Consider the following 17,593-nt stretch of genomic DNA (forward strand, 5'->3'; position numbering starts at 1 on the left):
ACGCACTAAGGAACGGAGCGTCAAGGGACAAGGCGGGCTTGCACGTCGATGCGCCGTAGGGCAGCCCTTGCGGTACGGGACGGGGGTGTTAGAAACCATACAAGCAACCGAGGTGCTGAGGGCAAGGCGAACGAACATGAGGGAATAGCCTGAATATGGGAAGAACCAACGGCAAATTGCGACCTGGGGAAATGAGCTTTGAGGTGGCTGCTGGCGATTCTGAGGGGCTGCTTCGGGCTTTTGGCGGTGCTGGGTCACGGAACATTGAGAGATGGCGGCAGGTGCCATGACATGGGAGCCAATTCTTGCAGGATGCAGGCAGTTGAGGTGATTTGCCAGCGTCTTGCCGTGCGTCCGAGGTTGTCGGCGAGGGAGATGGGAAGTTGATGCGATGTGCCGGTTGCGATGAGTTGCGCTGCGCTTGCCTGCCGGTGCTGTGCGGGAAGCTTGCGAGATGTGGGCGAATAGGATGCGATTCGCTTTCGATATGGTGTTGGGTTGCGGGGGCGTTGGGGCTCACGCACAGCTGATGATCTGAGTTGCGGGGGATTCAGGTGATGCGCTCGCTTAGCTCACTGAACAGCTGTTCGCCGATTGATACGCTCGCGATGCTCGCTGAGGGGCTTCGCGGATCCACTCGCTTGCGCTCGTTGATGTAAGGTTGTCGGACGATTCGGGAACACGGCATTGAAAACGGGACATTCACGGCAGCAACACGCCACGCAATGCGGATTCTGCTTCGGGAAAAAGGCAGGCTGCTGCGTTGCGGGAACGGAAAGCTTGAGCTTGCTGCGCTCCCGAGTACATTGAGATTGCGTTGAGGACGACGCTGCGAGTGTCCGGTGGCTGATGGCGGCAGGCAAAGCAGGACGGTGAGCCGGGATTGATTCTGGTGGGTTTGCTGCACCGAAGCCCCACTGCTTGCCACCGGGTCTTCCTGGTTCAGCGAGCCAACAAGCTCTTCGCAGGCGTAGGTTCCCCGACCGACGCGGGTACAGGTGGATTGTATCACGCACAGGGATTCTGCACGGGCATTCCGGCAAAAGGCTCTGCCTTGCAGAAAGCCCGCCGTGACCTGCACAACTTGCTTTGGCAGATGGGTCCAGCATCGAGGTCGCGTTGAATGGAGCTTCGATGCGTTCGGCGAGCCCAGCGGCGCGATGGGTGCGGCGCGGGCGGCGATGAATGGTACCATCTAACTACAACCATCCTGATTGGAGGCTCGCCTTGGATTCCTCATCTACCAGCTTCTTCGAGTTCATTGCCATCGGTCTTCTGCTCGTGTACCTTTTCGGCAAGCTCTTGGGGTTCCGTAGGCGCGTACGGGGAAAATCGGAGAAACGGGCGTTCTCATCGCATAAGGCTTCGAAAGGGAATGCACAGCGACTTGCCCCAACGGAGAGGCAAATCGCGCTTGTAGATGCGATGAGGAAGGAAGGGCTTCTCTCCGATCTCGAGAAGCGCATGATACCCGCCAATCAAAGCCGATCGTTCTACAGCTATCTGATCGACCGGCATATCGAAGAGCACGATAAGCTGGCTGCTGAGCATGAGGAAGCGCCAAAGCATCAGGAAGCCTCGGCAACGGTTGATTCAAGCGGCGATCAGAGGAAATGGCTCGATCTCGACCATCTCCCGCCGGTTGACGAGCTCCCCATCGATCAGCGCACCGGGCTATTCTCCAAAAGGGAGCACGCCTTCTACAAGGTGCTTCACCGTGCTTGCGGCAAGCAAGGGCTCACGGTTTGCCCGAAGGTGCGGTTGATGGACATCCTGGATGTCAAGACGAACGATCCGGACGAGAACGCGGTTTGGTTCAGGACGCTTGCCCAGCTGCATATCGATTTCATGATATTGGGGAAAAGCGACCGGTTCCTGTTCGGCATCGAGCTGGACGACTCGACGCATGGCACGGATGAGGCGCGGAAGAAGGACAACCTCAAAGACTGCTGCTTCATGAAAGCGGGAATCCCGCTCTTCCGGTGCCAGAAGATCATGAACGATGAGGAAATGAACGAATGGCTCGATAAGCGCCGCTTGATCGCAGAGGCAAGACGGGAGCTTCATACGTAGAGGAGATTGAAATTGGTTTACGTGACTGGAGATGTTCACGGTGGCAACACCATGAACAGCATCGTTGCTTTGCTGGATGCTATCATGCCGCTGGGCCAAGCGCTTGGAAAGTGATATTCGCAATCGAATGCGAATATGAGAAGAGCCACAGGGTTTTGCTCCTGTGGCTCTTTCTTTATCTTGACTTGATCTCTGCTATTAGGTGACTTCTGTCGTCTGGGTACAGGCGAAGCGTTCTGCTCTTACCGACCAGAGCGAGGCGGGTTGCCTCGCGGTGAGCTTGCAGCTCAGCCGCTTTGTCGGACTCTGCCGTTATCGTGAGGCGGTCGTAGGTTCGGTCGCCTTTCAGGATGTCTATCCGGTACCAGCGGCGACCAAGGATGTCTGTTTCGGATCTTGATTCCATCCGCTGTTCCCTCCTTTTTCGCAACAATACTAGTATTATAGCACAACCCAACGGGGTTACGCTACTGTTACTTCGTTGCACCGCAGGTGGAGCAGTAATAACCAACGGTTTCATCATAGGCTGCAGACACTAGCACAGACTTTGTAACAGGCTCATCGTAAGCATCCTTAACCTTAACGCGCTTTTGTTTTTCAACAACCTGATCGCTCTGCCCATTTAATGCATGATTCTTAGAATGCTGCAAAGAAGGATTTTCAGCTCCACAAGTTACGCATACAGAAACCGTTTGATTCTCGTAAACTGCATCGTGGTGAATGTAGGTAGTCTGATTCTCGTAAACTGCATCATGATGCACTGTTTTAGCAACCCAGTTGTGCTGATGGGGCTGAGTGCTTCCGCCTTGGTTGCTGCCGGTGTTGCCTCCCTGGTTTCCTTGACTTGGGGCGGTTACGCCGGTCTTGTTGCTGTTGTTCTTCGAGGCGGCGGTGCTGTTGCCTGTTGCGACGTTTCCGCCCTGGGCGCTCGATGCCTTGCTGTTGGCAGCGTTTGCGGCGTTGGAGGCCTTTCCGGCGTCCGTGCCGGCTGCCACTGCCGTTGCCTGGGCGGCTGCGATGTCTGCCTCGGTTACGTTCTCGGCTGCCTTGGGCGTGAGCGTCATCTCGATGGATGCCCCGTGCTCGCCGTCGTACTCCACTACCTGCGGCTCAGGGAGGTTGAACAAGGTGCCGTCATCGAGCATCGGGGAGCCGACGATCGCAAGGGTGTAGGTTCCCTTCTCGGTGATCTCGGTGATCTCGGTGTCCTCGCCTGCAACCACCTGCTTCTCCGCCATCGGTTCGGGGGCGGTGACATTCTCATCGGTGCTGGTGAGCGTGTCCTTGACGTCGCCTTGGTAGATGCTCAGCACGATGGGCGTGGAGGTGTCCTGGTTCCAGCCATCGCAGTTTACCTTTGCGTGGATGGTCGGATCCTCTACCTGCTTCACCTCAGCTGCGGCGGGCTCGCTCTCCTGCTTCGGCTCCGGCTGGTGGGTGGAGCTGTACGCGAATGCGCTTCCTACGATGATCAGAGCTGCTGCAGCTGCGCAGCCTACGGCGATTAGGGCGTTTCGCTTTCCGGTTGGGCGGAACGGGTTCTTCGCCATGTTAGCTACGTGGAGTCCTGCGTTCTGGTTTCGGCAGGCTTCGGCGAATGCCTCCTGGGTCGGCGTGGCACCAGTGAGCTCGTAGCGCTCGTAGAGCGGGATCAACGCATCGTGGACATCGCCTTCGCCGTGCTCAACGCCCTGCTTTGCCAGGGACTTCTCGATGCGGCGCTCTGCGGTCTCCATCTTCGCGACCTTGGGCTTGTCTGCGGGGATCTCCGTTGCCGAAAGTTTCTCGGTTGCGTCTGCCTGCCCCTGATCGGCGGGCATTGCCTCCAGCTTCTCAGTCTTCGCCTCTGGATCGAGGCCGGATTGCTTGTTGTTCTCTTCCATGTATCTCATTCCTTTCGTCTCTTTTCTAATCGCTTTTTTGTTTTCCTAACTTATCGTATATCGGCATGCCTGCCGTAGTTGCTGCTCTGCTCGCGATGCCGAACGACAAGGTACTCGCGGTTACGGCGGTCCTCCTCTTCCCATGCGTCTTGCTGTGCGTCCTCGCTTTTCAGGAACCTAAGCCAAACGATGGGGGCGATGACTGCCAGGACAAGCCCGACCGCTGCTGCAACGGTGACAACGAATGTAGCGCCGAGCTCTGGGAAGAACGCATCCGCCTTGATCCCGAGCACGATGAGAAGCATCGGCAAGAAACCGACCATGCCGATGCCGAAACCGAGTCGGCATGGGTGCCCGAAGCCGTTGCCCCGCACAAGGCTGTAAAGCCCCTGCGTTGCGAGCATCGCGAAGAACGGCGGGGCAACGAGGCATATGATGCCTAGGATGCATGAGGTCGTCTCCATCAGTTAGCCTTCCTTTCGCCTCTTGTCCCTTACGCACCCGTCACAACGATGAGCGCTGTGACCACTATGACTGCCACAGCGGTCCCGATCATCGTGAGGCCGGTTGCCAAGATGAGCTTGAGGCTTTCCTTGCGTCCTGCGTAGCCAAAAGCCAACACTGCCAACACGAAGGCAAGGAAGGTGACCGCCAACACTGCCGTCAACATTGCCCATCCTTCGGCCTCTGCTCGTCCTCTTCCTCAAGCAGGCGGATTATCGCACGGCGGGCGAAAGCGGACTGTCCCTCGCCTGTGCGCACGTAACGCTCGCGCAACCGCTGCCTTACCCAGTTCGGGACCTGCACGTTCATCTGAACAAGCCGGTCCTCGTCGTCTTTCGACATCGCGATCACACTCCTTTCTCATAAGAGCATTCCAACGAGACTCGTCACTCCGCTGTAGACTGCGAAGACGGCAAGCCCGGCCAAGGAGATCAGGAACAGGCCCGCCAGCATCGCCAGCACCTTCTTCGTGAGTTGCCAGACAACGCGGAAGACAAGAAGCGTCATCAATATCGCGATTATGCATTCGACTGGTCCCATTTCCTCGACCTCCTTTACCTCTCTAGTGTTCTATAACTCTATAGTCCTATATATAGACTACTAGAGTTATAGAATATTTGCAAAGAGTTATCGGCGCCTTTCCTGCCAAAATTTTTCCTGCTTCGAGCCCCCAATTGCTCTCATCATCTCTCTTCTTGATCTCGCTCCTTGCGGAGCTCCATCAAGCCCTTCGATGTGATCACGTAGAGATTTGGCGATGCGCCTCCAGATCGGTCGCTTTGGGGAATCGACTCGATCAAACCGTTTTCCCGCAGGTACCTCACCACACGCTGCGCTGTGCGGACGGTCCTGCCTATCGTCTTCGCAAGGCTGTCCTTTGCGATGACTGCTCCCCCATCACCGTATTCGGCGATCAGCGACAGAACCGCCCGTTCGCTGGCAGAAAGGCGGGTCTTCGGTCCTCTACCGCTCATCGCCTTTTTCGCTTCCTTGCCTTGCCGGTCGATCGATCAGGTCTGCCAGGCGCAGAACGTCTTGCATGTCGGCAAAGCCGCGCTCCCCGCCCATGTCCACGTCGAGGATGCAGAATATCTCCAACTCCGACACTCCTACCGCCGGGTCCGCCTGCTCTGCGGCAGCTCGCAGCCTTCTCGCTGTCTCCCGGCGCTTATCGTCATCGATCATCTTTCGAACCTTCCTGCTCAAGCAACGTGTGCAGCTGCTCGATCTGCCGCTCATTGGCCTTCAACAGGCTCAGGGCCTCCTGCGCCGCCCTTTGGGCGAAATAGGCGTCGGCGTCTCTCAAGAGCGCCTTCTCCGCCTTCTCGAAAAGCCTTGCAGCCGTGATGGTCGGATCCCATGCGTCCTCGCCTGGATGCTTCGTGCAGTTTATGCCCATGATCACGTTCTGCTTTACCGCCTCGATGTCCGCATCGACCATGCTCTTTCGATCGATATCAGGCATCTTTATTCCCATTTCCTCCGCGACGTTAGCCATATCTTGCTCACCGGAACCGTTGAGTTCTTCGCTAAGCGCCTCGATACGCTTGGCTATGGACTTTGCCTCATGGCTGGCGGAGGATTTCAAGGAGGCAACAAGGTCCTCGATGGTCATTCCGTCCTCTATATGATCGAGCAGTATGCACTGCTCGATGTAGGACAGTTGGAGCAGCTTGCCGAGCAGGCCTACCGCTGCCTTGCTGTTGTCTACGCTAATCATTTCCTGCATCAGAACATCGCTCCTATCAGAATCACGAAGTTGTACACTCCTGCTGCCAAGACAAAAAGGGTGCCTGGAAGGAGGGCTTTTTGCCACTTTTGGCTTTATGCAGTGCTCATTGTCAGCGAAGAGGACTTCCTGCCACTTCGCACAGTTGTGACAGGTTGAGAACAGTTCCAGCTTGCCGTAGTCATCGAGCCTTGCAAGGCGGTCGGTTACTGCTTCGCGGCTGGTTTCGCCTTGATTGCTAAGCGGTGGTTTTTCGGCGGTCATTTCAGACCTGCTTTCAGTTCTTCGTTGAGGGTTTTCAGGGAGGGGTTGCGCTTTAACAGGGCTTGGATGTCTTCTTTGATTGCACCTTCTGTGCGTATGCCTGCAGGAATCATGACTGGGTGATACTCCGGGTTCATCTTTCTTTCTACGTATACGCACGGAATCAAAATGAGCACCGAAACCAAGTAACCCCCGAAAGCGTATGGGAAAAACGGTCCCGACCACGGAAAAGCTGCGATTTTCCAGCTGTCAATCAGCAACCCAATAGCTAAAGAGCCGAAAAACCATAAGCTACCTAGTAGAACCACCATCCCCGACAGGCTCCCCAAAGCAATAGCTGCTATATATTTAGGCGTTCTCCAAGTAGCTTTCACTTTACGCTCACGCTCTGCTTTCGCTTTTGCATATGCTGCTTTAGAAGCATCAAGTTCCTCGTAGAGGGCTTTCAGCTTGTATTCTGGGGTGCCTTGTATGTCAGTGTTGGTTAGGGGCATATCGGTTCCTTTTTACATGTAGAGGGTGTATCGCGTGCCCAGGATTGAGGACTTCTTCTCGATTCGTTGGGTGCCGTCATCTACAGGTTGCACTTGCACTTCGGACTCGCTCAATGTCATGTGATAGCGTTCCTCGGAATGCAGCTCATAACGCTCCCCTGGTTGCAGCGATATGTACGTTATTCCGCCCTCCGTGTGCGATTCAGGCTCGTAATCGGAGTTCTCTGATACTGAAACGCTTTTCGCTTCGGTGATGCCCGTACCTTCGGCGAGCACCAGCGTTATATCGTACTGGCCGTTCTCGTTGGAGACAGAACGGAGGCTGTAGTTACCGTCTTGGAACGGGTAACGCTCTAGTTGGCTTTGCCTGATCGGCAGGATAATGGACAGGCAGGCAATCAGGATCGCTATTGTAAGGATCTGTATCACGAAGGTGAGGGTTGACTTGCCATCGGTCATCTGGGCTCCTTCTCGTCGTTCAATGAGCTGATGCCAACACAGCAGAAGGCTATGAGGTCCACCGCCGCCGCGATTCCGTAGCCGTAGCCTGTGTAGCCGGCAAGGCAGGCTGCGAAGCTGAAGCCTACAGCGATGCAGCCGATGACGGAGAGCGCTTTGAAGGACTTGCGGCTCGGATCCATGCCGAATGCGTTGGGAAACGTCCCCAGTGCCATGCCCAGACCTAGGATGCCGGCTACTGCCGAGGCGATTCTCGAGGTGAGGCAGACGCCGACCTCGAACGGGATGTGGTCGAGGCATATCGCGAGCACTGCCGCGGCAAGGGCGGTGAGGGCTAGCCTGTATGCAATGCTTTTCGTCATCTGGACGCTCCTTCTTGATTGTCTGTTAGCAGGGCTATTAGGTGGGCAGTGAATTTGGGCATTTTGGGCTACTTTCTGAACTGCTCGTGCAGGGGGACGTACTTCGCAGGCTTGTCGCCGTCCGCGACGTCTTCCCATGGGAAGACCCATCGGTCGAACGCAAGCCCGATCCCGACCATAACTATTAGCACCACAAATTTAATCGCCAATTCTTCCATTACTCTGTCTCCTTCTCTTGTCGTTGAGCTTAAAGCTGCCAATCGTTTTGCTTTTCGCTGTTCTTGGGCTTTGCGGCTCGCTTCTTCTCGCGGGACCTCTTCGCCTTGGTGACGAAGGACTGCTCCTGCTTTGCAAGGATGTCCTTGCCGGCTTCCAATACGTTTTGCGCTCCGTTTGCCTTGCGGTCATGCTTTGCGCCGCACTCCGGGCAGGTCCATGCGGGGCGCAAGTCCCTTGCAAGGACAAGCTCCTCATGACCGCATCGGCTGCACACCTGGGCCGTAGGAGTGTCACCGGGAACCTCGACGAACGTGCGGTTCGCCCATGCCGACTTGTAGGCAAGCTGGCGGTTGAACTCCGCGAAGTTGCCGTCGATCATCTTGCGGTTGAGCATCTTCTTCACCTTGCGGGGAAGGTCCTTGGTCGCCGCGCCGTCATGCTGCTGCATCTCCTTGGAGCCCATCTGTCGGGCGGCTATCGTGCCGTAGCCGTTGATGAGCTCCCTGGTCGCGTTATGCGTCGCTGCCTTGCGGACATCGGCGATACGCTCGTTGATGCGGGCCACCTTCCTCTTCTGCTTCAGGTAGTTCTGGCTGCCGGGCTCTTTTCGGGCAAGGTCTCGCTGGGCGATGGCAAGGCGCCTCTGCAGCCGCTCGATCCTCTCCGGCAGGTCCATCACCTGACCGTCGGAGGTCACCGCCCAGTGGGAGGCGCCGAACGTGATGCCGACCTCGCCCGTTGCGGCTGGGTACGCGGGAAGCTCCCGCTCCTTGACGTTGGTCGATGCGTAGTAGGCGCCGCTTGCCTTGCGCTCCACGGTGCAGCTCACGAACTTGCCCTCCGGGATGCGGTGGATCCTCGCCCTCACCTTCCCGATCTTAGGGAGCACGATGCCGTTCCAGCTGATGCCGGCAAGGTCCCAGTCGGCAGGGATCGGCGAGGGTATCTCCGCCACCGCAGCCTCGGCCTTGCCGTCATCAAGGTCGCAGCCTGCGAGCTTGACGTTGCCGGACTTGTAGGTCTGGACCGGGTTCTTACGGGACTTGAACTTGGGGAAACCGACGTCCTGCCCCTTCTTGATGCCACGGAAGAAGTTCTGGTAGGCAGTGTCGAGGTTGCGAAGGGCGTAGATGAGGGCTGTGGCGTCGGCTTCCTTGAGCCAAGGCTTCCCGTCCTCGTCTACGAGCTCCTTCTTCAGGCGCGTCAGGTCCTTGGACGTGTCGAACATCGACATCACCTTGGCTGCGGGATCGTAGGTCGGGTTCGGGATCGTGTGGAAGACGACCTTGCCGCCCTCGGTGCGCTCCCATATCTCCTTGCCATCCTGATCGTATTGCACGTTGCCCTGCTCGTCGCATGCGGGCTTGGGCCGGCGAACCTCCTGCTGGGTGCGCTCGTAGGCATCCATCCTTGCCCGGAGGTAGTGGTTGTACACGAAGCGCGATGCGTCGATGTTCGCCTTGATCGCCTCGCACTGGGATGGGGTCGGGTAGATGCAGAACTTGTAGGACAGGCGGACGCCGTGCTCCTCGTCGCCCTTCTTCTCGTTTGGCATATCGTTATCCTTTTCGTAAGAGGATTTTCCTGATAGATACATTGTAGCGTATTTAATGTCTCTGGGAGACATTAAATCGGAAAAAGGTTGCCTTTTTGTTCTCTGAAAAGGGGGTTTGTCGTTGTACCGACATTGAATCTGCCTTCATGCGCCGACGCTCTCCCGTGCCTTCCAATTATTTGCATTGAGCTTTGAAGGAGGGATTTTCATTGCTTTCGGTTTCGGGCGGCTAACGCGGGACCCTTCCGTTTTAAGGTATCATCGTCTAAAAATAAAACCACTGCTTTCATCAGCAATGGTTTTTAATCAAATCGGTCAGCCGAGGCAACGAGTATCGCTGCACGGTGCGTTCAGTGAGCTTGATGCTTTGTCCGGTTCCAAAACTGAACAACAAGCTGATCGTGCAAGTTACGGTTCAGTAACCGTGGCACATCACCCGGTTCCAAAACCTACGCAGTTGAAACCGCTGTGTGAACAGGGCTTTCATATCTCAAGGAACCGGGAAAAGCACCAGGTCTTCCTGCTTCAGCGAGCGGTTTCCGCGATTTCTCGCAGAAGATATGCTCTCCACAGGCGTAGATTCCCGTTCTGATCACGGTATGGATCCATTGTAGCAGAACGATTCCTTAGATGCTCTCTATCTGTTGTCCCACGACTGTATCAGAACATGAAAAAAGCCAGGCAACTTTTGCACGGTCCCTGGCTTTGACTTGAAAACGATGCTGCCCGGGTTAGCGGGGCACCGTTTGTATTTTTGATTGTATACTCTGAACACAACGTATACAGGTTAGCATGTTTTTAGTGATGCACAAACGGGAATATGGAGCTTGTCGATACGGTTCCGGCTGTGCCTTGCAACTCTGCCTTGCTCGGCGTAGTTGTGCTAAAGGCTTTTGAAGGAGGTTGCATTGCAGGTTATTCTGACGAAGGATGAGACATCGGCGCATCAGCTGGTTTGGACATTAAGCTCTGAAGAGTTTGAACAGGCATCTGAACCACGGGGTTCGCTGCTGAACAGCTCCGAAGAGGCTCGACTTCTCAATAATTTCCTTGCAGCTAAAAACCCCCTCCAATTGCTCCGCACTATCCAAGAATTTGGAATGCCTTTAAGCCTTGAAGGCAAGCTCGTGAAAAACAGTGTTTCCCCGCACCTCTCACGGGCAAGCAGAACTGCACTTGCATCCGAATGTAGTTTCTTCTCAGTCGGTCATAGAAATGTCTCGTCATTGAAAGAATCAAGCGCTCGGAACGCTATCGCGAAGTTCTCGTTTTCGCGCGAAGAAACGCTTTCGCATGCTTTGGCCACATGTGATCCTGAAAGCAAATTCGTCATAGAAAATCTCTCTGATTGGACTGCCGTTAAAAACCTGCTTGTTTTCCTTCTGTCGCTGAAAGCAGCAATCCAGCAAGGAAAGGGACCTCTCCTATCTGGTTTCGAATATGAGCGGGCATACAGGTTCTTTGAAGGGTACCTGCGCAAGAAGGGCATTGCGTTCAACCCATATGCAGACAGCAGCCTTGCTTCTGCCTACAACCTTTTCCATGACCTTGCCACGAGTCTTCTTAGGCAAGGCGATTATCAGTTGGACTTTGGTTTCAATGGATATCATGAAGGTGATCTATTGGCTTCCAATCTTGAAAGTCGGCTATGGTTATCGCTACTCGGCTATAAGTCGATAAACCTTGGAATCTGCGTCTATTGTGGACTTCCTTTCTTCGTTAAAGGCAAAAGCAGGAAGTGCTACTGTTCGCATAATTGTCTGCAAATGATGAGAAAGCTTCAAGCTTGATTCGCTTTCGCTTAGGAAGGAGGGATTGAATGATCTCGCATAAAGTTAAGAGCAGGATTGCCATGGGGATCTGCGGGATACTCTTGGTTGCGGCAGGAATTCTTGGATTCACGCTTTGGTCCATGGAGCAGGCGGGCAACCCATCTCCCGGCGGGCAGGCTCGGGAGGTGTCGCTCGACCCTTACGGGTTCCCGGAGGTCGACTGGGACTATTGGAAATCGGTTAACCCGGACGTCATCGGTTGGGTCACCGTGCCTGGGACCAACATAGACTCGCCTATCGTGCAGGCGCATTCCGACGACCCTGAATACTATCTTCATCACGATGTTTATGGGAAGTACAACGTCTACGGATGCCCTTACCTCGATGCAGGCTGTGAGGCTGCGGGGTTCAAATCGTACAACTCTGTGATATTCGGACATCACATGAACGATCAGACGGTGTTCTCGGCGTTCTCCAAGTACACGGATGCCGCTTTCGCAAAGGAAAACGGCAAGGTGCTGCTTCAGATGCCGGGGGAAAAGCATATCCTCTCGGTTAAGCTCGCCGAGATGATCAACGCGGGAACGGACAGGTCGAAGCGCACCTCGTTTACCGATACGGCTGATTTCGGTCGGTGGTACGCAGAGAGGGCGCAATCCGCCGACGTTGTGATAGACAGCTCGGTGCCGTCCCGGAACTACACCTTTGTCACGTGCTCGTACAACAGGTGGAAGAACGAGCGGACGCTTGTGTTCGCTAGCGAGTGAGGGGTTTAGATGATCAACAAGGGCATCCTTATCGATAGACAGTTCGATGCCGAATTGTTTGCCGACAACCTTAGGTTGCTTAGAGAAGGCAAAGGGCTCACGCAAGCAGAGCTTGGTTCGCTTTGCGGGATCTCTGAAAATGCGATACGGAATTACGAGCTTGGACGTTGCTTTCCGAAAATCACAACGCTCAACGCGCTCGCCGATGCCCTTGATGTTTCTGTCGGATCTATCTGCATTTACCTGTTCGATAACGATCTTGAGCTTCAAGCAGGCTTGCGCCAGATTTGCCAAGTTTACGGTTTACGAGTCAAAACATGCCCTATCGAAGACAAGAAGCAAAACTTGCTCTTCCCTTCTTCCTCATTCATGAAACGATTCATCGAGGAATGGGCGCATCATATCTCTATCGGCGACTTCGCAACTTGGAAGGAGCACTTTTGCCTCCCGTACCTTTCAGACGATTTTCCATTGCGCCTCGCCGATCATTCTTGCAACAAACAGTGCAAGCTTAAAGAGAATTGGATTCAATCTTGCTTTGCCAAGAAGCTGAAGGCTCTTCGGAATGCCATCCCCATCACCCAACGTGAATTGGCCGACGTGCTTCATATCTCGGTCGGCGCCCTAAGAAGCTACGAGGAGGGTAGACGCTTGCCGAAAAAAGATAGGCAGGCGGCAATAGCCGAAGCGCTCAACATCGATATAACCGAGCTAATGCTTTACGACTTCGGCGATCCCAACCGAGCAGCGTCAGCTTTGCTTCAAATCGCCAAACGGTTGAGACTTCAGCCAGTTGCCTATGGAAACGGGTTCGCCATTGAAGCTACAGACGAACGTGGGGCAAGCGCAATCGCTGCGGTTCACAAGAATTGGGAAGCGGATTTCGCCGTCTACTCTGAAAAGGGAGCTTAGAAATTAGAAAATGGAAAAGGAGCCTGATTCGGCTCCTTTTTTGTACGTTTGTATGTGTGAGACAATGGTCTTCTCTTGCAGATAACTGTTCTGTTATGCAAAAAGGCTCCCAGCGAGGACGCTAGGAGCCTTTCATTTAGACGAGTGCTATAACCATATAGCCATTGAATTATAGCACAGCAATATGATTTAGGTCTAGCTTATCTTGGGGAGCAACGGGAGGATGTTGCCTTCTTCTTTGCACAACTCTGAGCCCATTCGGGCGGTTTCCTGCCATCCTTCTGGATCCCTTCGCTTCCGAACGTTCTTTACATGAAATGCTCGATTCCGAAAGCCAGGGCCAATGCCAACACGATCAGGATGGCAAGGTACTTCGCATAGTTCAGGACGCGCTCGGGAAGGTTCATCATGAAGTACATCTTCGAGCGGCGTGAGGCTGCCTGCTCCAGCTCATGGATATGCTCCACGGCTTGCGCATGCACCTTGTCTATCGTCTCGGCGGCATCCTTTCGGACAGTGTTCACCGATTCGGACGCCTTTTGAGCGCACAAGCGCATGCCCTTTGCGAACTCTTCGTTCAAGGTCTTCACCGCATCCTGCGTGCTGCTCTTCACCGCATCATCAATCCTTTTCCCGGCATCGGTGAAGTAATCGTTGGTCTTTTGGGCAAGCTTCAGGCAAGCATCCTGGGTTGCCTTCGCATCGCGGGTGCTGCCGTCGATTGCCTCGATGCGCTTCTCAAGCCGATCGATGCGATCGAGCAGGATGCTCATGTCCGTCGTCAGCTTTATGAGCATTTGAGCCATCGCGGGATCGGCGGTCGATGCCTGCGAAGCCGGGGTTGCCGGTGCTGCAGGCAACTCCTCTGCCTTTTCCTTCTGGACATCTTCCTGTGCCGACTTTTCAGCTTCCTGCTCGTCTGCTGGTTGCTGCTCTTCGCCTTCTTCTTGCTCAGCTGACCGATCGTCTGACTGATTCTGATTGCTTTGCTGATCGGAAACTTCAGGCTCATGCTCGCTGCCTTGCTCTGGGGCGGAGCCGGTTTCGTTGGCATCCGGGTTATCGTTTCCCATCACGATGCCGATAAGATCGTCCTGCGCGACATTTGCCTTCGCATCTTCGAGCATCGCAGCATCGGACTCCGCCATCCCCTCCTGGCTCAAGTCTCCTCCCTCGTTTTCGTTGTCAAGATCCTCATCAAGCGGCAACTTTTCCTGCGCGTCGAGCGCGGCTTTTGCCTTGCTGCTGTTCTTCATGCACATTCTCCTCTCTCTTCAATTGAATTTTACCTGCTGGTGTTGCTGCGCTCGCCGCCGCCGCGACCGTTTTTCCGTGTAACGGTCTGGCTATGCGTGCGGGCACGATTATGGGTACCGCCGCCAGAGCCCTTGCCGCCGCGACCGGGAAGCTGCTCACCGCCGCTGCGCTTCGGGACTGCCTTGCTGCGAATCTTCTCTGCAGCACGCGAGGCAGCCAGAATTCTGTCGGTGACGTCACGGTCACCCACGAGGGAGTCTGGGCGCTTCGGCAGCTTCAGCTTGGGAGTATCGGCGCCCATCTGCTTGGCGGCCTCGCGATAGGCTGCAAGCGCCTTGTCGATGCGGGCAAGGTAGACGGCCTTCGGGTTGTCGGGCTCTTTGCCTTGCTGCACGCTCTTCGTTTCGAGCGACTTCTGGATCTCTTGCAAAGTGAAACGGCCGTCCAGCTTTCCAATGTCAAAGGTGCACTTCGGATTGCCGGTCTCGCGGACATCGGTGTCGGTCACGTACACTTTGTCGTCCCGAACATCGACCTCGCCACCGAACTCCTCGATCCACTTCTTGAAGTCGCCGAGACTACGCACATTCGGCGACTTGATCACTGAGGCAACGATCTCTCGCAGATTGTTCTTGTAGCTGTAACGGTCGTCCTCGATGATCGCCTTCTCGGCATCGCGTGGGCTGCGATTGCGGATAAGGGAGTTGGGCTTGCCCTCCTCAACTTGCTTCAAGCCCCATTCGGAATCCATCTCACGAACGGTGGCTACACGCTTCTTGTAACCGTTCTTCCCGCCCTCACCGTGTATTCGCTTGCCGGTCATCAGGTCGCTTCGGTTGATCGCCATGTGCACAGCATAGCGCTTGCCTTGCTTGTCCTTCTCCTCGTGAAGCGCGAAGACGACCTGATTGTTCGGGTAGCGCTTCGCTACGTACTCCATTGCGTAGCGCATGCAGTGCTCAGGGGTCATCTTGCCGCCGTTCACGCTGCACTCCTCAGGGAGGAAAGCGAGAATCTGATGGTACATGATGGTGTTCTTCGTGCCGCGCTTCGCCGGCTCGTTGTGTCCGAACAGCTCTCGCGTTCGGTCCATCTCCGCATACCAATGCTCGCTGTGGAAGATGTTCCAGCCATCGCGTGCCAAGGCATCCTTGCCGTTCAGGTAACGGCGCACGTTCTCGCCATGGCGCTCGCTGGTAACGGGCTTCAGCTTTATGATCGTCATCCTGCTTCCTCCTTTCCGATTCGTATTCGCATTCAATTGCGAATATAGGATTTGCACTGAGGCTACACTTGGCTTTTCAGCATCTCGGTCAACTCGGTGGCCTTCCTGACAGCATCGCGCACGTTCCAAATCACCTGCTGCACTTCTGCTGGATCGAAGGCCGCTATGCCGTTTGCATTAAGGAAGTACATGAGCTGGTTGAGGTTCGTGCCTTGCTTCAGGAGCTCATGGGTCATGCGCCGCACTGCCTCGATGTCGATCTCGTTCTGCTGGACGACCTTGCCCTGGATAGCGCTGCGGCGAACAAGGTCCGACATGCTGCAACCCAGCGATTCGGCACGCTCTCTCAGCGCAAGCTTCTCGCTGTCCGTCACCTGAACCTGAATACAGTTGGTGCGCGGCTCTTCCTTGTCCAAGCTGCCGACATTGCCTAGCGGCGCCTCCGGCAAATCAATTGCCTGGTAGACGAGCGCTAGGCGCACAAGCTCGGACACTGTAACGTTTGAGCGCTTGGCGAGGTTCTGAAGGGCTTCCTTCTCTATCTTCGTCATGCTCAACAATATGGTGGCCTTGTCGCCTCTCTTCTTGTTCAACTGTCTGCCTCCTTTCTTGGTGTCCTCGCATCTTCGTACATTGCGGCTTTGTCCGCTTCGCAAAGCGAGCTGCCTCGGTTTCGGAGCGGAAAAGCACTTACCTTTGCCCGAGCGGCCTCGGGCTATTCGCCGATGGCTCGCGCAAGCGGAACCATCGGAGGGTGCAAGCGAATCGCCAACGCGATTCCTGCGCAGCACCCGGAACCCCGGACAGGGAACCGACATCGGCAAGTCCGATGCCGCAGTCCCGACCAGTCCGGCAAGCCCTTAACCGTGGTAATTAGCGATAGCTATATTACCATGAGTTAAGGAAAGCTTGCACGGATTCCCGAAGGGGGTTCGTTGGCGGAGCAGAATTGCGGGGAGAAGCCTCCCCGTGATCCTGCGCAGACAGTGAGCGAAGTGCAGTGAAGCCGACCTATGGGGAGGGTTCGAACGGAACGTAGCGAGAGCGTAAGCTCGCAGTGGAGCCGCCCTTTGGAAGGGTCCGAACGGAGAGCTGCAGCGGGCTCCGGCGATGACGTCGGGGCGTGGGGAGAAGCCTCCCCGCGTTCCGATGGCTTCGCCGGAGCGTCCCGCCCTCAGGCGGGACAACAAGGATTTGGTGTAGCTTGCTCTTTTGATTGGGTAACCGCTCTTTTTGATTTCCAATTGGATCTCTGCAAAGCAAACGCTGCGTTTTCGGAAGATCTTTGATCTGATTGATCCACTCGCGCTGCTCGCTGATACGGCTAACTTCTTGAATGAGTTAGCCTTTCAGTTATGGATGCTCCCGCACATCTGATGTTGCAAATTGCGACACCCTAGGACGTTCGCTTCGCTCACTGTGCGATGCCTTCGCATCGATTGATACGCTCGCTCGCGCTCGTTGATGCGGCTCTTTTGGAAGAGCCTTTTGATGAAATCAGATTGAGCCGAATCGCCCTCTAGGGGTGATTCTAGGTGGTGGAGGGTTTTCCACTTTTCCATGATTCCGGCGCTCGAAGGGCACTACTAAAGCCAGTAGGAGCCGGGATTGTGGGAAAGTGCGTAAACCCGGGCGGACACTTCAAATTTTCTGGCTTTGCAAAAAAGAAATACATGTCCCGGTGAGCGGATTCCCCTCTGAGGGGGATCCTAGCGGAGGCTTTGAATAGAAAAGGCTCCCCATTTCTGAGGAGCCTTCAGGTGTTTTCTCTAATCCAAATGCTTTTAGGGTAAACGATCAATCAACTCTTTTGCTTGCTTCCAGCCGAGCCCTTTAAGTCTACGGTTTTTTGCGATCCCGATCTCCTTCATCAACTTCTCCGACTTGGCGCTGCCAAATCCTCGAACCGCTTCGATCATATCGACAACTTTAAGACGACCTATAATCTCATCGTCCTTCATGCTGATCGCTTCCTCAACCGACATCTCGCCGCTTGCAAGTTTTCTCTTGACCTCAGCCCGCTTCACACGGGCAACTTTAGCTGCCTCAAGAGCAGCCAATCGCTCTTCGTTGGTGAGCTTTGGAGGCGTGCTTTCAATCATGGTAACAACTCCTTTC

24 protein-coding genes are annotated in these 17,593 nt (G+C 55.1%); 5 read left to right on the forward strand and 19 right to left on the reverse strand.

Annotated elements, in window-relative coordinates; all coding sequences use genetic code 11:
* Positions 1-198 precede the first annotated feature (198 nt).
* Positions 199-387: a hypothetical protein gene (locus HJV72_RS11095; RefSeq protein ID WP_208071025.1), complete on the forward strand. Its 189-nt coding sequence runs from the start codon at positions 199-201 to the stop codon at positions 385-387.
* Positions 388-550: 163 nt separating this feature from the next.
* Here the strand turns inward: HJV72_RS11095 and HJV72_RS11100 are convergent, their stop codons facing one another.
* The gene (locus HJV72_RS11100; protein WP_208071026.1) at positions 551-1,195 is read right to left on the reverse strand and encodes a hypothetical protein; all 645 of its coding nucleotides are present in this window, start codon (positions 1,193-1,195) and stop codon (positions 551-553) included.
* A gap of 107 nt (positions 1,196-1,302) precedes the next feature.
* Here HJV72_RS11100 and HJV72_RS11105 point away from each other — a divergent pair, with 107 nt between their 5' ends.
* Complete coding sequence (locus tag HJV72_RS11105; RefSeq protein WP_208071028.1) at positions 1,303-2,073, forward strand: DUF2726 domain-containing protein; 771 nt, start codon at positions 1,303-1,305, stop codon at positions 2,071-2,073.
* 175 nt (positions 2,074-2,248) lie between these two features.
* On the opposite strand, the gene HJV72_RS11110 is transcribed toward HJV72_RS11105, so the two are convergent.
* The 14 genes from HJV72_RS11110 to HJV72_RS11175 form a co-directional block, all read right to left on the reverse strand.
* Positions 2,249-2,479 (reverse strand): hypothetical protein, encoded by a 231-nt coding sequence (locus HJV72_RS11110; protein WP_208071030.1) that lies wholly within the window; start codon positions 2,477-2,479, stop codon positions 2,249-2,251.
* A 67-nt stretch (positions 2,480-2,546) separates the two neighbouring features.
* Positions 2,547-3,956 carry a hypothetical protein gene (locus HJV72_RS11115; protein ID WP_208071032.1) on the reverse strand — a complete coding sequence of 470 codons (1,410 nt, stop codon included), beginning with the start codon at positions 3,954-3,956 and terminating at the stop codon, positions 2,547-2,549.
* A gap of 50 nt (positions 3,957-4,006) precedes the next feature.
* Positions 4,007-4,420, reverse strand: coding sequence for a hypothetical protein (locus HJV72_RS11120; RefSeq protein ID WP_208071034.1), 414 nt, complete (start codon positions 4,418-4,420; stop codon positions 4,007-4,009).
* A 29-nt stretch (positions 4,421-4,449) separates the two neighbouring features.
* Positions 4,450-4,626, reverse strand: a complete 177-nt coding sequence (locus HJV72_RS11125) for a hypothetical protein (RefSeq protein WP_208071037.1) — start codon at positions 4,624-4,626, stop codon at positions 4,450-4,452.
* Entirely contained in the window at positions 4,620-4,802 is a 183-nt protein-coding gene (locus HJV72_RS11130; RefSeq protein ID WP_208071039.1) for a hypothetical protein, read from the reverse strand. Before HJV72_RS11130 ends, HJV72_RS11125 begins: the two co-directional genes overlap by 7 nt.
* A gap of 18 nt (positions 4,803-4,820) precedes the next feature.
* Positions 4,821-5,000, reverse strand: a complete 180-nt coding sequence (locus tag HJV72_RS11135) for a hypothetical protein (RefSeq protein WP_055213556.1) — start codon at positions 4,998-5,000, stop codon at positions 4,821-4,823.
* 143 nt (positions 5,001-5,143) lie between these two features.
* Complete coding sequence (locus tag HJV72_RS11140; protein WP_208071041.1) at positions 5,144-5,434, reverse strand: helix-turn-helix domain-containing protein; 291 nt, start codon at positions 5,432-5,434, stop codon at positions 5,144-5,146.
* A complete protein-coding gene (locus HJV72_RS11145) occupies positions 5,424-5,645 on the reverse strand; it encodes a hypothetical protein (RefSeq protein WP_208071043.1) in 222 nt (73 codons plus the stop codon). Before HJV72_RS11145 ends, HJV72_RS11140 begins: the two co-directional genes overlap by 11 nt.
* Positions 5,635-6,453, reverse strand: a complete 819-nt coding sequence (locus tag HJV72_RS11150; RefSeq protein WP_208071045.1) for a hypothetical protein — start codon at positions 6,451-6,453, stop codon at positions 5,635-5,637. Before HJV72_RS11150 ends, HJV72_RS11145 begins: the two co-directional genes overlap by 11 nt.
* The gene (locus tag HJV72_RS11155; RefSeq protein WP_208071047.1) at positions 6,450-6,947 is read right to left on the reverse strand and encodes a hypothetical protein; all 498 of its coding nucleotides are present in this window, start codon (positions 6,945-6,947) and stop codon (positions 6,450-6,452) included. Before HJV72_RS11155 ends, HJV72_RS11150 begins: the two co-directional genes overlap by 4 nt.
* Before the next feature lie 12 nt (positions 6,948-6,959).
* On the reverse strand, positions 6,960-7,406 hold the full coding sequence (locus tag HJV72_RS11160; RefSeq protein WP_208071049.1) for a hypothetical protein: 447 nt from the start codon (positions 7,404-7,406) through the stop codon (positions 6,960-6,962).
* A complete protein-coding gene (locus tag HJV72_RS11165; protein ID WP_208071051.1) occupies positions 7,403-7,768 on the reverse strand; it encodes a hypothetical protein in 366 nt (121 codons plus the stop codon). Before HJV72_RS11165 ends, HJV72_RS11160 begins: the two co-directional genes overlap by 4 nt.
* 68 nt (positions 7,769-7,836) lie before the next feature.
* Complete coding sequence (locus HJV72_RS11170) at positions 7,837-7,986, reverse strand: hypothetical protein (protein WP_208071053.1); 150 nt, start codon at positions 7,984-7,986, stop codon at positions 7,837-7,839.
* Between the two features lie 29 nt (positions 7,987-8,015).
* Complete coding sequence (locus tag HJV72_RS11175; protein ID WP_208071055.1) at positions 8,016-9,542, reverse strand: RNA-guided endonuclease TnpB family protein; 1,527 nt, start codon at positions 9,540-9,542, stop codon at positions 8,016-8,018.
* A gap of 908 nt (positions 9,543-10,450) precedes the next feature.
* Between HJV72_RS11175 and HJV72_RS11180 the strand changes: the two genes are divergently transcribed.
* From HJV72_RS11180 to HJV72_RS11190, 3 genes are read left to right on the forward strand one after another with little or no spacing between them, the layout of a single operon-like run.
* Positions 10,451-11,332 (forward strand): hypothetical protein, encoded by an 882-nt coding sequence (locus tag HJV72_RS11180; protein WP_208071057.1) that lies wholly within the window; start codon positions 10,451-10,453, stop codon positions 11,330-11,332.
* Between the two features lie 29 nt (positions 11,333-11,361).
* Positions 11,362-12,081: a class B sortase gene (locus HJV72_RS11185; protein WP_208071059.1), complete on the forward strand. Its 720-nt coding sequence runs from the start codon at positions 11,362-11,364 to the stop codon at positions 12,079-12,081.
* Between the two features lie 9 nt (positions 12,082-12,090).
* Positions 12,091-12,993, forward strand: a complete 903-nt coding sequence (locus tag HJV72_RS11190) for a helix-turn-helix domain-containing protein (RefSeq protein WP_208071061.1) — start codon at positions 12,091-12,093, stop codon at positions 12,991-12,993.
* Between the two features lie 308 nt (positions 12,994-13,301).
* On the opposite strand, the gene HJV72_RS11195 is transcribed toward HJV72_RS11190, so the two are convergent.
* From HJV72_RS11195 to mihF, 4 genes are all read right to left on the reverse strand, one after another.
* The gene (locus HJV72_RS11195; RefSeq protein WP_208071063.1) at positions 13,302-14,249 is read right to left on the reverse strand and encodes a hypothetical protein; all 948 of its coding nucleotides are present in this window, start codon (positions 14,247-14,249) and stop codon (positions 13,302-13,304) included.
* Between the two features lie 29 nt (positions 14,250-14,278).
* Positions 14,279-15,475: a relaxase/mobilization nuclease domain-containing protein gene (locus HJV72_RS11200; protein WP_208071065.1), complete on the reverse strand. Its 1,197-nt coding sequence runs from the start codon at positions 15,473-15,475 to the stop codon at positions 14,279-14,281.
* 62 nt (positions 15,476-15,537) lie between these two features.
* Positions 15,538-16,068 carry a plasmid mobilization protein gene (locus HJV72_RS11205; RefSeq protein WP_208071067.1) on the reverse strand — a complete coding sequence of 177 codons (531 nt, stop codon included), beginning with the start codon at positions 16,066-16,068 and terminating at the stop codon, positions 15,538-15,540.
* Between the two features lie 1,191 nt (positions 16,069-17,259).
* Positions 17,260-17,577, reverse strand: coding sequence for an integration host factor, actinobacterial type (mihF, locus tag HJV72_RS11210; protein ID WP_208071069.1), 318 nt, complete (start codon positions 17,575-17,577; stop codon positions 17,260-17,262).
* Positions 17,578-17,593: the final 16 nt, after the last annotated feature.

The sequence above is a fragment of the Extibacter sp. GGCC_0201 genome, from assembly GCF_017566055.1.
Lineage (GTDB): Bacteria > Bacillota > Clostridia > Lachnospirales > Lachnospiraceae > Extibacter.

Excerpts from the sequence above, each read along its gene's own strand:
- HJV72_RS11190 (WP_208071061.1), top strand. The coding sequence starts at position 12,091 with ATGATCAACAAGGGCATCCTTATCGATAGACAGTTCGATGCCGAATTG.
- HJV72_RS11125 (WP_208071037.1), bottom strand. The coding sequence starts at position 4,626 with ATGTTGACGGCAGTGTTGGCGGTCACCTTCCTTGCCTTCGTGTTGGCA.
- HJV72_RS11155 (WP_208071047.1), bottom strand. The coding sequence starts at position 6,947 with ATGCCCCTAACCAACACTGACATACAAGGCACCCCAGAATACAAGCTG.
- HJV72_RS11115 (WP_208071032.1), bottom strand. The coding sequence starts at position 3,956 with ATGGAAGAGAACAACAAGCAATCCGGCCTCGATCCAGAGGCGAAGACT.
- mihF (WP_208071069.1), bottom strand. The coding sequence starts at position 17,577 with ATGATTGAAAGCACGCCTCCAAAGCTCACCAACGAAGAGCGATTGGCT.
- HJV72_RS11110 (WP_208071030.1), bottom strand. The coding sequence starts at position 2,479 with ATGGAATCAAGATCCGAAACAGACATCCTTGGTCGCCGCTGGTACCGG.
- HJV72_RS11195 (WP_208071063.1), bottom strand. The coding sequence starts at position 14,249 with ATGAAGAACAGCAGCAAGGCAAAAGCCGCGCTCGACGCGCAGGAAAAG.
- HJV72_RS11175 (WP_208071055.1), bottom strand. The coding sequence starts at position 9,542 with ATGCCAAACGAGAAGAAGGGCGACGAGGAGCACGGCGTCCGCCTGTCC.
- HJV72_RS11100 (WP_208071026.1), bottom strand. The coding sequence starts at position 1,195 with ATGGTACCATTCATCGCCGCCCGCGCCGCACCCATCGCGCCGCTGGGC.
- HJV72_RS11160 (WP_208071049.1), bottom strand. The coding sequence starts at position 7,406 with ATGACCGATGGCAAGTCAACCCTCACCTTCGTGATACAGATCCTTACA.
- HJV72_RS11130 (WP_208071039.1), bottom strand. The coding sequence starts at position 4,802 with ATGTCGAAAGACGACGAGGACCGGCTTGTTCAGATGAACGTGCAGGTC.
- HJV72_RS11200 (WP_208071065.1), bottom strand. The coding sequence starts at position 15,475 with ATGACGATCATAAAGCTGAAGCCCGTTACCAGCGAGCGCCATGGCGAG.
- HJV72_RS11120 (WP_208071034.1), bottom strand. The coding sequence starts at position 4,420 with ATGGAGACGACCTCATGCATCCTAGGCATCATATGCCTCGTTGCCCCG.
- HJV72_RS11135 (WP_055213556.1), bottom strand. The coding sequence starts at position 5,000 with ATGGGACCAGTCGAATGCATAATCGCGATATTGATGACGCTTCTTGTC.
- HJV72_RS11185 (WP_208071059.1), top strand. The coding sequence starts at position 11,362 with ATGATCTCGCATAAAGTTAAGAGCAGGATTGCCATGGGGATCTGCGGG.
- HJV72_RS11165 (WP_208071051.1), bottom strand. The coding sequence starts at position 7,768 with ATGACGAAAAGCATTGCATACAGGCTAGCCCTCACCGCCCTTGCCGCG.
- HJV72_RS11145 (WP_208071043.1), bottom strand. The coding sequence starts at position 5,645 with ATGATCGATGACGATAAGCGCCGGGAGACAGCGAGAAGGCTGCGAGCT.
- HJV72_RS11140 (WP_208071041.1), bottom strand. The coding sequence starts at position 5,434 with ATGAGCGGTAGAGGACCGAAGACCCGCCTTTCTGCCAGCGAACGGGCG.
- HJV72_RS11150 (WP_208071045.1), bottom strand. The coding sequence starts at position 6,453 with ATGACCGCCGAAAAACCACCGCTTAGCAATCAAGGCGAAACCAGCCGC.
- HJV72_RS11170 (WP_208071053.1), bottom strand. The coding sequence starts at position 7,986 with ATGGAAGAATTGGCGATTAAATTTGTGGTGCTAATAGTTATGGTCGGG.